This is a genomic window from Anaerocolumna sedimenticola, from assembly GCF_009931695.1.
Taxonomy (GTDB): domain Bacteria; phylum Bacillota; class Clostridia; order Lachnospirales; family Lachnospiraceae; genus Anaerocolumna; species Anaerocolumna sedimenticola.
Genome location: NZ_CP048000.1, coordinates 1844423 through 1864969 on the forward strand (window position 1 = coordinate 1844423; position 20547 = coordinate 1864969).

Sequence of the window (20547 nt, forward strand, 5' to 3'; positions counted from 1 at the left end):
ATAGGATTGTACTTCAATAGCTCATGTTTTATTCACAAAATGAACATATATGCAGCATAAACGTTGAGTGGGATGGAGGGAAAGACAGCCTTGGAGGACTTTGGAAGCTAGTATAAATTTGATACTAAATATATGATTGTTTAGTATGTATAAAAATAATTAGTACTTGAACAACAAACAAAGTCATGATATTATCTAATAAATTCTATATATTGTATACAATCAAAATAGATAGCTATAAGTAATCCGCTTTCTTTCAGGTTATAATTCCTGAAGAAAATGATATGTTATATAGTTGGATAATTAGATAGGATGAACTTAAAAGGAGGTAATCATTATGTCAAAATCATTTTGGGAAACTGTAAAAGGCAGAAGAAGTATATATGGCTTTAGTAATGAAAAAGTTGTAAGTGAAGACCGCATTGAGCAAATAGTAAAAGATGCTGTTAAATATACACCATCTGCTTTTAATTCTCAGAGTACAAGAGTTGTTGTATTATTTGATGAAAATAACAGAAAGTTATGGGATTTTACTCTCGAGGAATTAAAGAAATTAACTTCGGAAGAACAATTTGAGGGTACGAAGGCAAAAGTTAATAACGGCTTGGCTTCGGGCTATGGAACCATTCTTTTCTTTGAAGATCAGAATGTTGTAAAAGGTTTGATGGATAATTTCCCATTATATAAAGATAATTTCCCTGTATGGTCCGAGCATACCAGCGCAATGCACCAATATGTAATCTGGGCAGCTTTAGAGGCAGAAGGGCTCGGTGCTTCCCTGCAGCATTATAATCCGTTGATTGACCAGGCAGTGCAAAAGGAATGGAATATTCCTGAGAATTGGAAGCTTGTGGCTCAGATGCCGTTTGGTAAACCTTTGGGAGAACCTGGTGAGAAAGAAATTTCCGATCTTGATGCCAGAATTAAGATATATAAATAAAAAGTCTTCCGGACAGGATATACAGGAGCACCCAAACGGAAGATATCCTTTGGATGATTGTCACAGAAGCAAAAGTGCATCGGCGCTAGGGGCTGTCGCTTTAACGATTGAAAAATCGTGAGGCGGCAGCTTCCTTTTGTCTACGCTTTGAACAAGGTGCAAAATGAATGCTTCGAAATCTTGCAAAGGTCGCATGATCAGGAGCATTGACACCTTCTAAGAGAAACATATATTTTACCATAAATCCCTTACTTTTCGAAGTTTGGGATTTATTTTGTTGTCGAAAAAGTAGGACGGCGCCTCAGAAATCTTGAATGTTTATCACATAGATTTATAAAAGACTAGCGTGTGATTATTAATCCATTAAGAGACCGTTTGCCGCCATCGGTACTTAGGTTGTGGCAGAATCACTTATCTGCCATGACCTTATGTACCGCTATGTGCGGCAACCGAGTGAGAACGTGTCTTTTGTTGGATAATAATCACACGCTATTTTGATAGATTTATTTAATATAGTTAATGGTAAAACTGGTGTTTACATCTCCCGCGAACACAATATATCCTTTTTCAGGTAAGGTTACCGTATCCTTTTTAGTAATATAGGAATCTATTATACAGGAATTATTAGTATCATATACACTGAAAGAGGCATTTTTAGGGAGTGTAACCTTAAGTTTTTTATTGGCAGATTTTGTACCGATTTTATACCATTTAGCATATCCGTTACCGGTTATGTCCGCTTTAAATGCAGAAGCCGGCAAAGTTTTAATCTCATCTTCCGATAATAATATGCTGCTTTCCGCTTTCAGGTATTCGGTACCATTATCCTGATAAAAGACAAAATCACTTAAATCTCTGCCGAAAACACCTGGTATCTGTAAAACTGCTCTAGCAGTATTGCTGTCTGTAATTTTAGCATAAAGACAATAACCCTCCAAATCATTTAACAGGCTGATCTTGCTATACATGGAACCAATAGCATAATATTCGGAATCATATTTTTCGTTAACAAGGAAATAGTATTTCCCGTTTCTTTTCTCCCAAGCTGATTTTACTTCCTGTGATATTGGATTATCCGTAAATTTCTGTGCCTGATAACCGTCCGTTACGGTCTGCCCTAATCCTGGCAGTGCCACATATCCGGAGACATTCAGATAAGTAATGTCATTCTTTCCTTTTTCGAAACTGATATAAGCACTGCCGTCACTGTAATAGAATTTTCCGTCACCGGTATAAATAAACTTCTGAGCGGGGACAGCAGGTGTTGTAAGAGTGTTAAAAGTTAAGATACCGTCATTACTGATTGTTACCTTATAAGTACCGCCGTAACTTCCATATATTCCGGCGTATTGTCTTAGATTTTCCGGCATCTCTGACTTCACCGGTTTCGTATATGTTACATCAGGGATGATTTCATCAATGTCACCTTTTGCTTTTAAAGCTGCTAAGAGGATTTCCTGAGCCATAACCTGGTTATACATACTGGACCCTCCGGAAGATAATACGGCAACTGCCATATTTTTCTCCGGTAAAACGGTCAGATTACCATGATAAAATAATGTGTCACCGCCTTTTGATAAAGCTTTAATACCGTATTTTTCAAAGGGGTAGGTTGTTACGCTGTCCCAGCCAAGACCGTAGTTTATTATGGAAGACTTATCTTCAGACCACAAGCCATTTAAATATTCCTTATTTTCCATAGATTTTGCAGAAGAATTATCAAGTACGGAAGAATTGGAATCATTCATAAATATCCTGGCAAATTGGCATAAGTTACCGGCAGATGAGTACATGCCGCCTGCTCCGATCATATTCAGGGTCTCTGTTGGTAAAGTCATATTTGAACCTTGTAGATAAGTTTTTGCTAACCGATCCTGATCAAAAGTATCCTGTGGCGTTTTGGTGTTATATAGATCGAGAGAATCAGAAATATTTTCTTTCATATAATTCGTAAAGCTCTCTCCGGATACTTTTTCCACTAAAATTTCTGCCAGGGTAAAACCATCGTTGCAATAAACGGAAAATTCACCGGGATCAGCCTTCAGTCTGGAAGTTTTTAATGAATTCAATAAATTTTTATAAGCTGTATTATCCTTATCATTAAATAATACTGCGCTTCCAAGGGAACTTCCCATTAACCCTGAAGAATGGTTTAATAACATTCTTACGGTAATATCCTTATAACGGGAATCGGCCATGGTGAATTCAGGTATGTAGTCCGTAACCGGTGTATCCAGATTAACCTTACCATCCTCTACTAATTGCATTACTGCAACAGTTGTGAACATTTTACTGATGGAACCGATACCATACATATTGGTATCCGTCAGGGGTGTATTGGAATTTTTACTATAGACTCCGGAATGACCGGATACTGTAATCTTACCGTCTTCCAGCAAGGCATATTGTACACTGGTTGCTCCATATAGAGTAGTTAAAGTAGCAGCTTTATCTTCTGCCAGTTTTTTTATTGATGTAATGTCATCACTCGGAGCAGGATCAGCTGTATCCTGACTCAAAGCTGCTTTAACTGGTTGTGAAAGGAAAGTCAAAGTTGTACTACTTTGGCTTTTAGGCATGAGATCCGTTGCTTTTGCGGATACATAAGTATTCGGCATTAACGTAATTGTTAGTGCCAACACGACGGAGAGGCCGGTCTTTACTAATTTTCTTACCATTTCATTATCCTCCTGTAATTATTCCTTTATTTACCATTGTATTATAGCATAACTATGATAGGAATCAATTAACTTAATCAAACTTTAATCTAATATCAGAGGAAGTTTTCCGGTTGTTAAAATATTATAGTACACTAAAGAATATTTTACAAACAAATAAAAAACAAAAATAATTTAAAAAAATATAAACTAATATTGACAAAGGAAAGAATTGGGTTGTATAATATTACCCATAAAGAAAGCTTATATTGTTTGAAAATAATAATAATATACAACGTAGAAGTGATATGGAAATATTAGTTTGTATAATAATTCGATATTTTTTAAACAATATATAACTTTTATAAACAAGTTTAGATAAGTCTAAATATGAATTTTAACCAAAAAGGAGGAAAAAAGTATGAAAAGAAAATTATTTAGTCTGTTACTGTGTCTCATTCTGACGGCATCAACGCTATACGGATGTGGAGCTAAGAAGACAGCTACAACAGACTCGGAAGCGGCTGATCCGGCTGCAGCACAGGAACAGGGAGCAACAAGCGAGGGAGAGGCGAGTACAGCCGAGGGAGAAGAGAGTACGGCAGAGGGAGAAGTAGTAGCAGATGCCATTACAACAGTTGGTCCTGAGGATGGAACACATCTTGAGATGTGGACTTTTGTGGAATTACATTCCAATTTCTATGCAGAGATGCTGGAACAATGGAATAAGGAACATCCCGATAAACAGCTTAACATCACTTTTACTACATATCCATACGCTGACATGCATAACAAATTAATGTTAGCCAATCAATCCGGTTCCGGTGCTCCAGATCTATGTGATATTGAAATAGGCCAGTTTCCTAATTTCCTGCAGGGCGAGGTTCAGTTCCGCCCGATGAATGATGTAATTGAACCATATAAGAAAGACATTGTACAGGCTCGTCTGGATATTTACAGTAAAGATGGCAATTATTACGGAGTTCCTACCCACGTAGGTGCTACTGTTATGTACTATAATACAAAAATCTTAGAACAATACGGCATAGATTATACCAAGATAAAGACCTGGGATGATTATGCAGAAGCTGGAAAGCAGTTAAAAGAAGCCAGCGGAGGTAAAGTATATATGACCAGCGTGGATACAGGCGGAACTGACTGGCTGTGGCTCGCAATGGCTGAATACGGGGAAGATTACACCACAGAAGACGGTGCTCCGAATATCGAACTTCAATCTATTAAGAACATGATAAATATGCAGAAAGGCTGGCTGGATGAAGGTATTGCCATGGTTTCTCCCGGCGGTCAGGTAGATATGGAAGAGGGATATGCGAATGTAGCAGATGGCAATATTGTATCTTTCCCGAAAGCAATGTGGTTCATGTCAAGATTTTTAAATTACATGCCTGAAATGACAGACACCTGGGCAATCGCTCCCTGCCCGGTATTTGAAGAAGGCCAGCCTCGTTCCGTAGGTATTGGCGGTACCGGTACGGTGGTCTCCTTACAGTCTAAGAATGCTGATTTGGCAGCTGAATTCATAGCCTGGGCTAAATTGTCCTATGACGGTAATGTTAAGATATGGGAAAATCTTGGATTTGATACCTGTAATACAACAATCTGGACGGATGAAACAATCACGAAGGATACAAGTAATAAATATATTGCATACTTTGTTACCAATCCCTTTGATACACTTAATGAGATTAAAGATGAGATCGGTAAGATAAAAGTAGGTACCATAAATCCTGCTATTTCAGAACAATTTAATTTAACGATTCTAAATAACTGCTTTGAAAACGGTGCCAATGTAGATGATGAGTTAAAGACGGCACAGGAAGCATTAGAGATTGAATATTAATATCATGATATTAAATGCAGTAATTTAAAAATTATTAATATAAAGGAATTTGGGGATTTGTATAAATACATAGATTCAACCTGTGAAAAACAGGCGGATAGGCTGGTATTTTACAAACCCCTCTTCCTGTTTCTATATGAATGGAAAGAAGGATGGACATGAAAAAACTAAAAAAAATACTATATTCCCAGAAAGCAGCGCCATATATATTTGTTCTTCCTTTTATTTTGAGTTTTGCTTTTTTTTGGATATATCCACTATTTAGTACGGCTAAGATGAGTTTTCAATCCATACTTCCTGGTGAGGTTGAATGGATTGGTCTTAAGAATTATTCTAAATTATTAAAAGACTCCGCATTTCATATTGCTATAGCAAACAGTTTTGAATATATGATCTGGACCTTGGTATTGTTAATACCGTTTCCTATGATTTATGCCTGTTTGATGGACAGCAGATTAGTAAAAATGAAAGGGTTATATAAGGCTTTGCTGTATTTGCCTGCACTTACTTCCGTAGTAGTGGCCGGTACCATATTCCGCCTGATGTTCAGTGAATTGGAAGGTTCACAGATGAACCAGTTTATTTCCTGGTTTGGATTTGAACCCATTAAGTGGTTAAAAATGAAAGTAACCAGTTATTTTGCACTGCTTACCATAGCCTGTTGGAGATGGACCGGGGTAAATATGCTGTATTTTCTGGCAGGACTTAAGAATATTGATGATGGTTTATATGAAGCGGCTGAAATAGACGGGGCGAACGGAATTAAGAAATTTATATACATAACCATGCCTTTATTAAAACCTACTACTATTTACGTACTGACAATCAGTGTATATGCCGGCCTTGCCATGTTTCTGGAAAGCTTTATGTTGTGGAACGGAAATAATTCACCGAATAATATTGGTTTAACCATAGTAGGGTATCTATACCGGCGGGGCATTGAAAAAAATCAATTAGGTTATGCTTCTGCCGTTGGTCTGGTTCTTCTGGTAATTGCATTATCTATTAATGTGGTTCAATTAATCATGAATGGAACCTTTAAAAAGGAGGAGAAATAAATGGAAAGAGTAAAAAATAACTCCTTTGAAAAAGATAGATTAGGTATGAAAGCTAAAAATAGGATAGCGTCTGCTATTATTATGATATTTTTTACAGCCCTTGGTATTTTGGTAGTATTTCCTTTTGTAGCAGCGGTAATGGCTTCTTTTCGTCCAGGGCAGGAATTAATCCGATATGGTTTGAGCATTAATTTCAATCTGGCTGAAATGACTTTTAATAACTATAATTATCTTTTTACCGGGGATCACAGTTATTTTCTCTGGTTTAAAAACAGTATGGTGTTAACTGTATTATCGGTAGCATTAACCTTAATTGTCTGTTATTTTATAGCCTATGGTTTATCCATGTATGATTATAAGTTAAAAAACCTGCTGTTTTTCCTTGTAATAGCTACCATGATGGTTCCTTTTGAGATATTAATGCTTCCTCTTTATCAGGAAATAATTGACCTGAAACTGATTAATACGACAGCAGGTGTTATATTGCCAGGATTATGCGGAGCATCCACCATATTCTTTTTCCGTCAGTATATGATCGGACTTCCCAAAGAACTGCTGGATTCCGGCAGAATCGATGGAGCTACGGAATTTGGTATCTGTATACGTATCATGCTTCCTATAACCAAACCTGCGTTTGCTGCTATGGCTATCTTATGCGGTATGGGTGCCTGGAACAGTATGTTATGGCCGCTGTTAGTATATCGGGATGCACATAAATTCACGCTGCCTATCGGATTAAATACACTGTTAACTCCTTATGGTAATAATTATGACCTGTTAATTGCGGGTTCCTGTTTTGCAATACTTCCTATTTTTATTTTATTCCTGTGTTTTCAAAGTTATTTTATAGATGGTATGACAGCCGGAGCTGTTAAAGGGTGAGAATATATTAAGAGCCTGTCCGAAACTCTCCATTTATGGATTTGTTTCTGACAGGCTTTTATTTCTGCGAAAGCAAAGTGAGAATTAGCAAGCTTGCAATAATTCGAACGCACACGCGAACCGTAGAAACTCGCAAAGCGTGTTTCTGCCGGTTTAATCATCTTCAACCATTCGGTATCCTACACCGATTTCGGTGAATATATATTCCGGATCCACCGGATTTTTTTCCAGTTTCCTTCGGATATTAGCCATATTAACCCTTAAGATCTGATTATCTTTCAGAGCAAAAGGACCCCATATTTTTGTTATAATATAATCATAAGTGAGAACCTTCCCCGGATTATGAGCTAAAAGGGATACCAGTTTATATTCTATCTGGGTTAAATGCACTTCTTCCCCGTTTACGGTTACCAGATATTTATTAAAATCTATAAATAAGCTTTTTGCTTTAAACGTATTTTGTGATGATTTACTTCCGTTTCCACCCTTATTATTATGGCGGATTGCAGTACGGATTCTGGCTAGAAGTTCTGAAGTACCAAAAGGTTTGGTGATATAATCATCAGCTCCCAAATCCAGAGCCTGTACTTTGGATTTTTCATCTCCTCTGGCAGATACTACAATAACCGGTATATCGGACCATTCTCTTACTTCTTTTAATACTGCAAGGCCATCCATATCCGGAAGACCCAGATCCAATAAAACAACATCGGGGCAATGGGAGGGTATCAGGGAAATAGCTTCTTTCCCGGTGCTGCATTCAATTACTTTATATTCATTTGCAGACAGTGTAGTTGCAATAAAATTACAAATGATAGGTTCATCTTCCACAACCAGAATCATAGCTTTCCGATTCATTCGATTAAACTCCCTTCCAGCGGCAAGGTGAAAGTAAAAACTGCACCGTGCCCATCATTATTTTTCGCAGTAATATTACCTCCATGTGCATTGACGATTGTTTTACAAATGGATAAGCCAATTCCAAGCCCTTTGGAAGAATCACTGCTTAAGTTTTCGGTCTGGGAACAGCCGTCAAATATGGAATCTATTTTTGATACGGATATTCCTTTTCCTTCATCCATTATGTGAAATGTAATATTATAATCATCTTTTTCAACCAGTAAAGTGACCGGTTTATTATAACCGGAGTATTTAATTGCATTTTCCAATAAGTTAATAATTACCTGTTCGATTAGTGTGGCATCCATCGGTACCATAATAAAGTCATCCGGTATGTCCACCTGTATATTGGCATAAGGGAACCGTTTGCGTATCCTCATAATAGCCTCTGTTATTACTTCCTCAATCGGCTCGGGTACCTTATTAACGGAAGAATTACCCTCCCGTATTCGTGTAACTGATAACAGATTTTCAACCATATGAAGAAGCCAGTTGGAATCTTCATAAATATATTCGATTAGCTTAATCTGCTCTTCTTCACTAAGAAAACTTTTATTATTCAGTATAGTTTCACTGGCGCCGATCATACCGGTTAACGGCGTTCTAAGATCATGGGATACAGCCCTTAAAAGATTTGCTCTTGTTTTTTCCTTTTCGTTTTCTATCTGAATTAATTGCTGGTTGTTGGACAGATGCTGTCTTTCTATAGCAGTGGCAACCTGTTTGATAATTAAATTAAGTGAAGAAATATTAATCTGTTTCAACTTCTCCTGGCCTGTCCGGAAAATGCCCATTACTCCCCAAATGGTATTGTGAGAAAGCAGGGGTAGATACGTACAGCTGGAAACCCCGGGAAAATCAGTACCGATTCCGGCCGGGCTTTTGTTTTGGAATACCCAGTCGGCTATAAACTCTTCGTGGTGGGAATGGATAATTTTTTCGTGTTCCGGTTTTAAACTTTTCATATAGCATTTACTGCCTAACTGGGGAGATACTTCATAATATACTACGGTGCTCCCTGCAAATTCACCGATGTATTCCAAAGCAAGCTCAATAATTCCGGCGAGGTCGTTTGTGGAAAACAGTCTATTATTGATTTCATTTAACCGGTTTGACTTTGCTTCCTGCTCCTCCGCCCGTTTAGCGAATTCTTTCAAATGGGTTATTGCAGTGCTGATTATGACAGATATGGTTAACAGGCCTATCAGAGTAAGAGGATAGCCATAACGGTTAAATTGTAAAAAATAAGGATAATTTAAATAATAACTGACGGCGGCACCACCCAGGAGGGAAGAGAAAATGCCCCAGAAATACCCATCCGTTACCTTGGTAATCAAAATTATTGCCATAAAGTAAATGACAGCAGAATTTATACTGTTATGAGTAATTTTTATTAAAAAGAATGACGAAATAACAGCGGTAAAAAAAATTAATAATGTTTTTAAGCCGTTCTTAAAAACATTCCTGTAATTATGTTTATCCATTGGTATCCCTTTCCAAGATAAAATTCGGAAAATTAAAGCGTTTCGCAGTTGCCTTGAAAAACTTATTTTATTATTATACTACATATAGAGCAGAAAACCTAGTAATACTAAATAAAGAAAATGTTAAGAAATTAAGATAATATTGATATTTGGTAAAATACATGTTAAGATTCATTTGTTTATGAAAAAATATAGTACTTAGGGAGACAATTATGACAATTTCTTTGAGTGAATTTATTGGACAGTTAATAAGTAATCCACCATTGCTTATTACGGTAATACTAACATTAGGTGTAATATTGGTAAATGGCTGGACCGATGCACCTAACGCTATAGCAACTTGTGTATCCACCAGGTCAATGGGACCCAAAAAGGCAATCGTAATGGCAGCTGTATTTAATTTTTTAGGTGTATTTGTTATGACACTTTTAAACGCCACAGTTGCAGAAACTATTTATAATATGGTTGACTTTGGGGGGGATCCTAAAAATTCCCTGATTGCTCTTTGTGCGGCATTATTTGCCATAGTAATATGGGCAACCGCTGCCTGGGCTTTTGGAATACCTACCAGTGAAAGCCATGCATTAATTGCCGGTGTTTCCGGTGCGGCAATCGCGTTGCAGGGAGGTTTTTCCGGTATTAACGGCCATGAATGGATAAAAGTTATCTATGGTTTATTCTTATCAACCATATTAGGTTTTGTTCTCGGTTTTTTTGCGGTTCGTTTCATTGGGGCTCTCTTTAAAAGAGTGGACAAGCGTAAATCCAGACCATTTTTTCAATATGCTCAGATAACCGGCGGAGCTTTTATGGCATTTATGCACGGAGCACAGGACGGTCAGAAATTTATGGGTGTATTTATGTTAGGTATATTCCTTGCAAATGGCCAAAGCAATGTTACAAATTTCCAGATTCCGATCTGGTTAATGGTTTTGTGTTCCGCAGTGATGGCACTTGGAACATCTATTGGTGGTTATCGTATTATAAAAACAGTAGGTATGGGTATGGTAAAAATGGATACTTACCAGGGATTCGGAGCAGATTTAGCCGCAGCAATCAGTCTTTTTATGGCATCTGTATTCGGTCTGCCGGTTAGTACAACTCATACGAAAACAACAGCAATTATGGGTGTTGGTGCATCCAAGAGAGTTAGTTCGGTAAACTGGAGCGTTGTTCAGGAAATGGCTGCAGCTTGGATTCTGACTTTTCCGGGATGCGGAGTGGTAGGATTTTTAATGGCTTACATATTTATGAGAATCTTTTAAATATTAAGCTTTTACAACTTTATATTTAAATTTTGGTTGAAAGAAAATATTAAAAGAGAAAGGAATGCCACACAGAGATTCTTTCAGCTTATTATGTGGCAGTATTCCAGTAATGCTGGGGTATGTAATAGGTATAGATATGAAAGGTAAAAAAGATTATAATTATTTTGAGGCATTTGTTGATTTATCAAAATTTTCATTAAAATCCGCTGAAATATTAAATAAAACTTTACGTGAATTTGATATAAAGAAATTGGAAGAGAAAATCCGTGAAATGCATAATATTGAGCATTCCGCAGATATCGCGAAACATGATATGTTAAACAGGTTAGTGAAAGAATTTCTTCCTCCTATCGAGAGAGAAGATATAACCAGCCTTTCACAAAAAATTGATGATGTAACGGATGCCATTGAGGACGTGTTAATGGGTATAGATATTTTTAATGTACAATCTATACGTCCGGAAATATTAAAATTTACGGAAATGATAGTTGACTGCTGCAAATCCATGGATGTTGCTTTAGCTGAATTCCAGAATTTTAAAAAATCCAAAAGGCTGCATTCTGAAGTTGTAGAAATCAACCGTCTGGAAGAAGAAGGAGACGCACTGTATATTAGCGGTGTACGTAACCTGTATAAAACAACAAAAGATCCAATCGAGCTGATGGTATGGACAGAAATCTTCCGCAGATTGGAAAAATGCTGTGATGCTTGTGAAGACGTTGCAAATGATATTGAAAATATTGTTATGAAAAACTCATAAAGGACTGGTGATCTTAAGTGGCAGTATTTAAAAAAATGAGCCCGGGCAGGTTTATTGTATTAGGTTTTGCAGCGGTAATCATTTTAGGAGCAATCTTATTAGTGTTACCATTTACATCAAATGATGGTGTTAATATATCCTTTATAGATGCTTTATTTACATCTACAAGCGCGGTTTGTGTTACAGGATTATCTACAGTTGATACCAGGGATACTTATAATGTTTTAGGAAGAATAGTGGTAGCTCTTTTAATCCAAGTCGGAGGACTTGGATTTGCTTCCTTTGGTGTAGGCTTTTTCTTATTGGCCAGAAAAAAGGTATCCTTTAAAGACCGGCTAGTTGTAAAAGAAGCTTTAAATCTGGGTTCAATTAAAGGAATAGTTAAATTGGTTAAATCGATTTTTTTAATAACCCTGTGTTTTGAATCCATTGGAGTAATATTAAGTTTTATTGTTTTTTCAAAAGATTATCCGCCTTTGACTGCCCTTGGCATAAGTATGTTTCATGCAGTTTCTGCTTTTAATAATGCGGGGTTTGATGTTTTAGGAGGTTTTAAAGGTTTGGTAGGTTATGTGGATAATGTCCTTTTAAATCTGACGACATGTGGATTGATTATTTTTGGTGGACTTGGATTTTTTGTAATCAAGGAAATTATTCATAAACATTCTTTTAAAAAATTTAGTCTGCACACCAAGATTGTATTAACTATGACAATTTCGTTGTTAATAACGGGTACATTGATAATAAAATTAACCGAAGATGTTAGCTGGTTAGGAGCATTTTTCTTTAGTACTTCGGCCAGAACAGCCGGATTTGCAACTTATGCAGTTGGGTCATTTACAAATGCCGGTCTTTTTGTTATTATTATCTTAATGTTTATAGGTGCATCTCCCGGATCAACCGGTGGTGGTATTAAAACCACTACAGCGTTTACTTTATTTAGAAGTGCATATAGTGTAGCTACAAACAAACATTGTTGTGCTTTTAAGAGAAGAATATCTCATGATGTAGTCACAAAAGCGTTTATTATTGCCTTTTTGGCACTTACTTTAGTATGCATTGATACATTTTTAATGAGTATCATTGAGCCGGACTATACTTTTATACAGATACTGTTTGAAGTGGTATCCGCTTTTGGTACGGTAGGTTTGTCAACAGGTATTACGCCGGAGTTATCTTCACTAAGTAAGTTGATTTTGATACTGACTATGTTTGTCGGACGTTTGGGGCCGCTGACCATAGCAACCATATGGTCTTTTAAAGCGATGTCTAATGTTACCTATTCAGAAGAAACCTTAACAATTGGTTAATTATATCATTAAAGATTAATAAGAATTTTTTTATATCTCTCAGGAGGAATATAATGATACAGCATAAATCAATCATAGAATTCGGTATAATCGGACTTGGACGTTTTGGCTTTGCTTTAGCCAAAACTTTAGCAGATGCCGGAAAAGAAGTATTGGTTATAGATAATAATGAAAGTAAAATTAAACAAATCAGGAATATTACGGAAAATGCTTTTGTAGTTGGTCCTCTGGATAAAGAAACATTAGAAGACGCCGGTATACAGAATTGCCAGACAGTAATAGTATGTATCGGTGAGAAAATCGATGTAAGCATCTTAACCACGCTTAACGTAATAAGTATGGGTGTTCCGAGAGTAATCGCCAAAGCAATCAGTTATGAGCAAGGTATGGTATTGGAAAAAATAGGCGCAGAGGTAATTTATCCGGAAAGTGATATGGCTATCCGGCTTGCTGACCGGTTAATCTCCTCCAGTATTCTGGACTCTATAGAACTAACCGGTGATATTGCCATAGCAGAATTAAAACTTACCTCCAAACTGGCTGACCAGACTGTTGTGCAGGCGAATCTTCGTAAAAAATACAACCTTAATATTATAGCACTGGAGCATGATGGAAAAACTACGACCGATATTACTCCGGATATTGAATTAAGAGTAAATGATAAAATCGTAGTAGTTGGTAAACGTGTAAATATTAAAAAATTCGAGGAATTTTTAACAGGAATTCGATAAAATTTTGACATGAATATAAAATAAACAATTACGAAACAGGATTGTTCTATTATATACCATGCAGTTAATACAATTTCAGAGCTGAATCTTGCCTAAAAGGCAACTGAAGCTCTGAAATTCGTATTAACTGTATGGTTATTCAGAAAACAATAGTTTCGCAAATACCTACAGGACTCTATAAAAATAGGAGAAGAAGGATGAATTTAAATAAGCAAAAGGCGTTTCTTATACATTTTGCGTATTTTGCAGTTATATTAGGAATTGCATATATCAGTATTAAATATTTTCTACCATTGCTGATGCCATTTGTCATTGGTTTAATTGTTGCTGCACTGTTACGCCCTCTCATAGATATTATTTCAGGTAAATTGCATTTGAAACGCTCTTTTGTTTCTATTTTTATTCTTCTGCTTTTTTATAGTTTTATTGCCTTTTTAGCTACTTTGGTAAGTGCACGGGTAGTTTCTTTTGTTCAGAATTTATTTTATCAGCTGCCTAAGATATATGAAGATTCTCTTAATCCTGCGCTGAATAAAGCTGCGGAAGATTTACTGAAACGGTTCCCGGATATTGAATTTTATTTAGAAGATATTTTTAACAGTATCAATGAATCTATCTTCTCTTTCCTTACCACAGCATCTTCTACCGTAGTAGGTGCCATAACCGGTTTTGCAGGACAGGTTCCTTCCATACTGATTAATTTTATTTTTACGATAGTATCAACATTTTTCTTTACAATTGACTATCACCGGATTGCAGGTTTTGTACTGAAACAATTTTCCAGTGAAAAGAGAAATATGATTATTCTGATGAAAGATAATATAATTGGTACTTTGGGTAAATTTATCAGGGCTTATACCACTTTAATTATTATTACATTTTTGGAATTATCCGTTGGATTTTGGATTTTAAAAGTACCGAATCCTTTTCTTATAGCGGCTTTGGTAGCTTTTGTAGATATACTTCCCATACTTGGCACCGGAGCGGTATTACTGCCTTGGGTAATTCTCTCTTTTATCTTCGGAAATAATACCATGGGTATTGGGATACTGATTTTATATATTGTTATTACCGTAGTAAGACAAACCTTAGAACCCAGAGTAGTCGGGCAGCAAATAGGTCTTCACCCGGTTGTAACCTTAATCTGCATCTTTGTAGGCGCACAGCTATTAGGAGTGGTAGGTATCTTCCTGCTTCCAGTAACGGCCACAATTATTAAAAAGTTAAATGATGAAGGGACCATTCATCTCTTTCGTTAACAAAAATGGAAGTAAATGTATAAAACAACATGAGTCTGTTTAAAACTTATAAATAAGGTTAAGTTTTAAGCAGACTCTTTCTTCTTTTACAGGAACGCTCTCCGGACTTCCCTGTGAAAGAAAAAGCCACCGGGTGGACGGGCAGGAGTGCAAATGGAGAATATCCTTTGGGCAGATATAACTGCTATGACTGCATTCGGTGCACAAAGCGGACAAGTCCCTCAAAAGTGAGGGAATGCCCTCTAAGAGAACAGGGGAGTTGATGCGGACTTGTCCGTTTCGTTCATTCTGCGACTTGCAATTATTTACAATATAAGCTATAGTTATTTATTATGGCATGAAATGAGGAAGTTTAAGGGGATTACAATTATGGATATTTATTCAGAAAATACACAACAGATTATAAATGAAGTAGGTAAAGTTATAATCGGCAAAAATCATATTATAAGTAAAGTTTTAACTGCAATATTGGCAAAAGGACATATTTTAATCGAAGATATTCCAGGTGTGGGAAAGACTACTCTTGCACTTGCATTTTCCCGTGCGATGGATTTAGAACACAACAGACTTCAGTTTACACCCGATGTTCTGCCAACAGATGTAGTAGGCTATCATCTTCTTAGTAAAGAAAATGGAGACGATCAATTTAAACCGGGTCCTGTAATGTGTAATTTGTTCTTAGCAGACGAAATTAACCGTACTTCACCGAAATCACAATCAGCCTTATTAGAAGTTATGGAGGAAGGAACAGTAACTGTTGATGGTATAACAAAGGAGATACCAAAGCCGTTTACGGTAATTGCTACCCAGAATCCTATCGGCTCCATCGGAACCCAGATGTTACCTGAATCACAATTAGACCGTTTTATGATAAAATTAACTATGGGATATCCGGATATACGAAGTGAAGTGAACATGTTAAAAGGAAGGCAGTCGGTGAATCCTTTATCCAATGTGAATAAAGTAATTAACAAAAAAGAAATTCTTGCAATGCAGGCTAAGGTGGAGAAAATATTTATTCATGACAGTATATATGATTATATTGTGAATTTAATACTGTTAACAAGGAAAAACCCCTATATAGAATTAGGGTTAAGTCCAAGAGGAACTATCGCATTAACCAATATGGCAAAGGCAAATGCTTTTATTCATAACAGGGATTATTTGATACCTGATGATGTCAGGGCGGTTTTTGGTGATGTAACCGCTCACCGTATACTGCTAAAACCCAAAGCAAGGTTAAATGATGTTACAATGGACCATCTGATAGATGCCATTTTACAGCAGGTACAAGCCCCCAGGGTAGGATAGGAGGTTATATGGCCAGAAATAAATTGGGATATCTTCTGTTTCTTATTGCTGCTGGTTTTTTTGCCATTTTATATAATGAGTATTTTATAGGGATAATCTTTTTAACTGCGGTGGTGCTGCCGCTGGTTCTTCTTGTTATAGCTGTTTATTGCTCTTTTAAGGTGATAATAAAACTGGACAGTACTACGAAAACGGCAGGTAAACACGAATTTCTGAATCTGACTGTTAATCTTAACAATACTTCAATTTTTCCTATAGCCCGTATGAACATAGTAATTGAGTATTACAATGAATTTTTGGGAGAGGGAAATAAGGAAAATATACAGGTGACATTAGACCAGAAGAGTTTTCAGAATGTATCCTGCCAAATAAGCTCCAAATACAGCGGTAATATATTATTTAAGGTGAAAAGTATTACCTTATATGACTATTTTCACATCTGGTCTTTTACCAGAAAAAGTAAGCAGGAAATTCATATAACAGTTTTGCCTGAAACCTATGAAATACCTGTTGATTTAATAAAAGAGAATCATTTTATTAACATAGACAGTGGAATATATTCAACCATCAGACCCGGTGATGACCCCTCGGAAGTATTTAGCATCAGAGAATACAGGGAAGGGGACAGACCAAACCGTATTCACCGAAAACTCACTTTAAAACAGGAACAGCTAATGGTAAAGGAATATAGTGAGCCGGTGAAAGAGGTTATAGCAGTTTTTTTAGATTTAAATTGTCCTGCGGCAGAGAATGCTCATTCTAAAGTGCATTCTCTATTATTTGAGACGCCGCATATACGGTATCATGACGGCAAATATGAAAAAAAGCTTCAGATTGTGGATGGGTTACTGGATTGCGCCATGTCAGTTGCCTATAACCTATTAATCTATGAACATAGATTCAAGATGTTATGGTATGAAAATGATAATAGTGAACACAAAGAGATTTCCATTCAAACAGAAGCAGATTGCTTAGCAGCAATAGGACAGCTTTTAAAATTACAGTATCCGGTAAATAATCCCTCCATTTTTTCGGAACAAAACCGATACGGAATTAAGCAAAATTATACCCATGTATTTTACATTACCTCTGAATTTAGAGAAGAGGATATTTTTGAATGGTCTGAGAATCATAAAGATACTTTCTTTACTATCCTCTATATCAATTATTTAGACAAAAACCCGGTAAGTGAGAAATTAAAAACGGTATTACGTGAGTACAATATTATTTTACATGAGATTGATAGTAATAATATGGAATCGGCAATTAAAGCTGTTGGATTTATAGCTTAGGAAGGAGTATATCCTTGTTTCACAGGAATACAATAGAAAATGATAATGGAATTGAGTTTACAAGAAGAAACCGAATTACACTGACGAATAAGATACAAATATCAAATCAACTTAAGTTGTTGCAGTATATGCTTATAATAGCAGGGGTATACGGAACCACATTCAGTTTAACCAGTGGACTTGGTATAGATGTATATAAAAGTGGTTTATTTGCGGTTGTTTTTCTTGCCGCATTATATTTCTTTGCCGCATTTTCAACACCAGGTCTGGCTAAATACGGCATACCTTTCTTTATGCTGATCTATCTGATTGCAGGTTATGTATTTTGGGATGAGATAAAAAATGGGTTCTGGAACTTGGAAAATATTTATATCAGTAAATTGAATACTTATTTAGGTACCAATGTTTTCAAATATTTAGTAGACGATTATGATCCTAAAATGGTACTTACCATATTTTTTGTTTTTGTTACTATTTTGTTGAACCTGCTGTTAAGCTGCGTAATTTTGTTAAATACCCTGCGCTCATTGTTCGTAATCGTAACTTTACCGATTGTTTTTTTATCATTTACCGTAGGATGTATTCCATCGCCTGTACCTATTGGAATCTATCTGGCTTGTGCGGTTAGTATTATCGGAATAGGAACCACCTTAAAAGAGAAACACCATCATTATTATTTAAAAAGTTTTTACAAAAAACGAAGAGCAGAAAATGAAAAAACAGACAATCGGTTACTGGAACAAAAATTCAGATATATCATAGGATTGAAAATAGGAGGTTTTTTATCTGTATTACTATTGGGTCTAATTTTAATAGTATCAATCCTTTTTACACCGGATTTTTATGAAAAGAAATTTAATATAACGAATACGAAAAATAAAATCCAGAAACAAATGATGGAATTTAATCTGGAAGAAGCAATCAGTCAGGTAAGTTCCATTCAGGTAGACGGACTTGACCTGTTTGAGGGGATTACCGCCTCAGGTGGTTTGAGCGGCGGTAAATTGGGAAGAATAGGAGAAGTAAATTTTAATAACCAGACTGTGCTTAGGATTAAGACTGCGGTTATGGGTCCTAGTCTTTATTTGAAAGGTTATGTGGGAAGTGAATATAAAGGTAACTATTGGGAAGGATTAAGTAAGGCAGAGCTTAAGGAATACAAAAAAATAGAGGATTTATGGAAAAACAGTGATTTTCGGATCGGAAACCAAAGCAGTTATTTTTTATCTTTGATTCAACAATTGGATGGAAAATCCTACTCCGATTTTAGCTATTCCATAAGTGATATGGAAGTAGATGGTATTCGTTCTGATTCTGATTATATCTATGCACCTTATTATTCCAATTATTCACCGGATTCCGTAATGGAAGTAGATAATCCGGAATATGTAACACCAAAGAAGAGGCAGATTTCATATGGACTGGAGTATTTTAACTGTTTTAATGATCTTTTTCAGTTTGAACCGGATAAAGAATATTCACGATTATTAAGCAGTACTCTGGCAAGCAGTGGTTTTAACGATGAGAAAAGTAAAGGGGATGTTTCGATACTTAATCGGATGGAGGAATACCGGTCTTTTGAAGAAGCCTACCGGAGGTTTGTTTATAAAACATATACGCAGGTTCCGGATCAAGGCCTGGAGCACCTGAAAGAAGATTATGGTGCAATTCATTATGGAGATTATAAGAAACAGTATGGTAAAGAGTCGCTTGATAATCTCATAAAAATGGTTCGTGAAAACTTAAGCAATGAAACAACGTACTCCTTAAATCCTGGAATTTTACCAAAAGGTAAGGATTTTGTAGAGTATTTCTTATATGAAAATAAAACCGGTTATTGCTCCCACTATGCTTCTGCTGCTACATTGATCTTTCGGATTATGGGAGTTCCTGCCAGATATGTGGAGGGATACATTGTAAAACAGGCTGATATGCAAAAAGGTACTGACAGCGACACGGCGATTGTTAAGGAATATGAGAAAGGGATACAAAAAGAATATCAGGTAACCGCCAAGTCAATCGATATCCCGGATGCCAATGCACATGCGTGGGTAGAAATCTATGTAGACGGGTTGGGATGGGTTCCTGTAGAAGTCACTCCCGGTTTTAACGGCAACGGTAATGGAGAGGATTATGGGAATAATTTACAGGATGAGAAGGATATAACAAAATCCGGTAAAGATGCTGCGGTAACAAAAAGTCCGGAGGTTTCTGAAGACAAGGAAGATAATGATTTGGATAAAAAAGAATCCCTTAAGGCTGAGAATTCCCTGGAGGAATCGGAAGACCCCAATATGGATAAGGAGGAGTCGGAAGCTGCCGGTGCAACTTTAAAGGATAAAAATCAGAAAGTATTAATTCTGGTGTACTTAAAAAAGGCCGGTTGGATTATACTATGGACTCTCATTTTATTTATTGTAATCTTATCGTATTTTATTCTTCGCGCTTTACTGATTCAAAATAATAGAAAAAAGCGAGAAAAGCAGCAAACTTCAGTAAAAGAGTACTGCAAAGATATAAAGAAATCAGGCGTATCTTTGATTTTTATCATATAAAAATGGATGAAGAATTAGCCTATGAAGAGACAGCGATACAAGTAGAGAAAGATTGGAAGTTAATAAAAACCGGCAGATTTGTACGGTTTTATGGAATTGTTTTAAAGGCGGGTTTTGACCAGCATTGCATTTCGAAGGAGGAATACCGGGAAGCAGAAAAATTTTATCAGGAACTTATAAACGCAATTTATACTAATTCCACCCCCGTAAAAAAGTTTATCTTGAGGTTTGTTAAAGTATTTCATTAAAGCCTAAGAACTTCTAAAATCCAGAAAATTC

At 36.3% G+C, this 20547-nt stretch carries 16 protein-coding genes; 13 read left to right on the top strand and 3 right to left on the bottom strand.

Annotated elements, in window-relative coordinates; all coding sequences use genetic code 11:
- Positions 1–337 precede the first annotated feature (337 nt).
- Positions 338–940 (top strand): nitroreductase family protein, encoded by a 603-nt coding sequence (locus Ana3638_RS08275; protein WP_161837603.1) that lies wholly within the window; start codon positions 338–340, stop codon positions 938–940.
- A 503-nt stretch (positions 941–1443) separates the two neighbouring features.
- Here the strand turns inward: Ana3638_RS08275 and Ana3638_RS08280 are convergent.
- Positions 1444–3618 carry a serine hydrolase domain-containing protein gene (locus Ana3638_RS08280; RefSeq protein ID WP_161837604.1) on the bottom strand — a complete coding sequence of 725 codons (2175 nt, stop codon included), beginning with the start codon at positions 3616–3618 and terminating at the stop codon, positions 1444–1446.
- A gap of 400 nt (positions 3619–4018) precedes the next feature.
- On the opposite strand from Ana3638_RS08280, the gene Ana3638_RS08285 reads away from it, so the two are divergent.
- From Ana3638_RS08285 to Ana3638_RS08295, 3 genes are all read left to right on the top strand, one after another.
- Positions 4019–5458 (top strand): ABC transporter substrate-binding protein, encoded by a 1440-nt coding sequence (locus Ana3638_RS08285; RefSeq protein WP_161837605.1) that lies wholly within the window; start codon positions 4019–4021, stop codon positions 5456–5458.
- Between the two features lie 158 nt (positions 5459–5616).
- Entirely contained in the window at positions 5617–6516 is a 900-nt protein-coding gene (locus tag Ana3638_RS08290) for a carbohydrate ABC transporter permease (protein ID WP_161837606.1), read from the top strand.
- Positions 6517–7398 (top strand): carbohydrate ABC transporter permease, encoded by an 882-nt coding sequence (locus Ana3638_RS08295; RefSeq protein WP_281352892.1) that lies wholly within the window; start codon positions 6517–6519, stop codon positions 7396–7398. It abuts the gene before it with no gap.
- A gap of 153 nt (positions 7399–7551) precedes the next feature.
- Here Ana3638_RS08295 and Ana3638_RS08300 read toward each other — a convergent pair whose 3' ends face one another.
- Positions 7552–8256: a response regulator transcription factor gene (locus tag Ana3638_RS08300; RefSeq protein WP_161837607.1), complete on the bottom strand. Its 705-nt coding sequence runs from the start codon at positions 8254–8256 to the stop codon at positions 7552–7554.
- Entirely contained in the window at positions 8253–9782 is a 1530-nt protein-coding gene (locus tag Ana3638_RS08305) for an ATP-binding protein (RefSeq protein WP_161837608.1), read from the bottom strand. The genes Ana3638_RS08300 and Ana3638_RS08305 overlap by 4 nt, the downstream gene beginning before the upstream one ends.
- A gap of 212 nt (positions 9783–9994) precedes the next feature.
- On the opposite strand from Ana3638_RS08305, the gene Ana3638_RS08310 reads away from it, so the two are divergent.
- From Ana3638_RS08310 to Ana3638_RS08350, 9 genes are all read left to right on the top strand, one after another.
- On the top strand, positions 9995–11047 hold the full coding sequence (locus tag Ana3638_RS08310) for an inorganic phosphate transporter (RefSeq protein ID WP_161837609.1): 1053 nt from the start codon (positions 9995–9997) through the stop codon (positions 11045–11047).
- A 64-nt stretch (positions 11048–11111) separates the two neighbouring features.
- A complete protein-coding gene (locus Ana3638_RS08315; protein WP_330587936.1) occupies positions 11112–11810 on the top strand; it encodes a DUF47 domain-containing protein in 699 nt (232 codons plus the stop codon).
- Positions 11811–11827: 17 nt separating this feature from the next.
- Complete coding sequence (locus tag Ana3638_RS08320; protein ID WP_161837610.1) at positions 11828–13120, top strand: TrkH family potassium uptake protein; 1293 nt, start codon at positions 11828–11830, stop codon at positions 13118–13120.
- Positions 13121–13173: 53 nt separating this feature from the next.
- On the top strand, positions 13174–13851 hold the full coding sequence (locus tag Ana3638_RS08325) for a potassium channel family protein (RefSeq protein ID WP_202621588.1): 678 nt from the start codon (positions 13174–13176) through the stop codon (positions 13849–13851).
- A gap of 197 nt (positions 13852–14048) precedes the next feature.
- Positions 14049–15110, top strand: a complete 1062-nt coding sequence (ytvI, locus tag Ana3638_RS08330) for a sporulation integral membrane protein YtvI (protein ID WP_161837611.1) — start codon at positions 14049–14051, stop codon at positions 15108–15110.
- A gap of 369 nt (positions 15111–15479) precedes the next feature.
- On the top strand, positions 15480–16421 hold the full coding sequence (locus Ana3638_RS08335) for an AAA family ATPase (protein ID WP_161837612.1): 942 nt from the start codon (positions 15480–15482) through the stop codon (positions 16419–16421).
- An 8-nt stretch (positions 16422–16429) separates the two neighbouring features.
- The gene (locus Ana3638_RS08340; protein ID WP_161837613.1) at positions 16430–17713 is read left to right on the top strand and encodes a DUF58 domain-containing protein; all 1284 of its coding nucleotides are present in this window, start codon (positions 16430–16432) and stop codon (positions 17711–17713) included.
- A gap of 14 nt (positions 17714–17727) precedes the next feature.
- On the top strand, positions 17728–20268 hold the full coding sequence (locus Ana3638_RS08345; RefSeq protein WP_161837614.1) for a transglutaminase-like domain-containing protein: 2541 nt from the start codon (positions 17728–17730) through the stop codon (positions 20266–20268).
- Positions 20269–20270: 2 nt separating this feature from the next.
- Positions 20271–20516 carry a hypothetical protein gene (locus Ana3638_RS08350; RefSeq protein ID WP_161837615.1) on the top strand — a complete coding sequence of 82 codons (246 nt, stop codon included), beginning with the start codon at positions 20271–20273 and terminating at the stop codon, positions 20514–20516.
- Positions 20517–20547 lie beyond the last annotated feature (31 nt).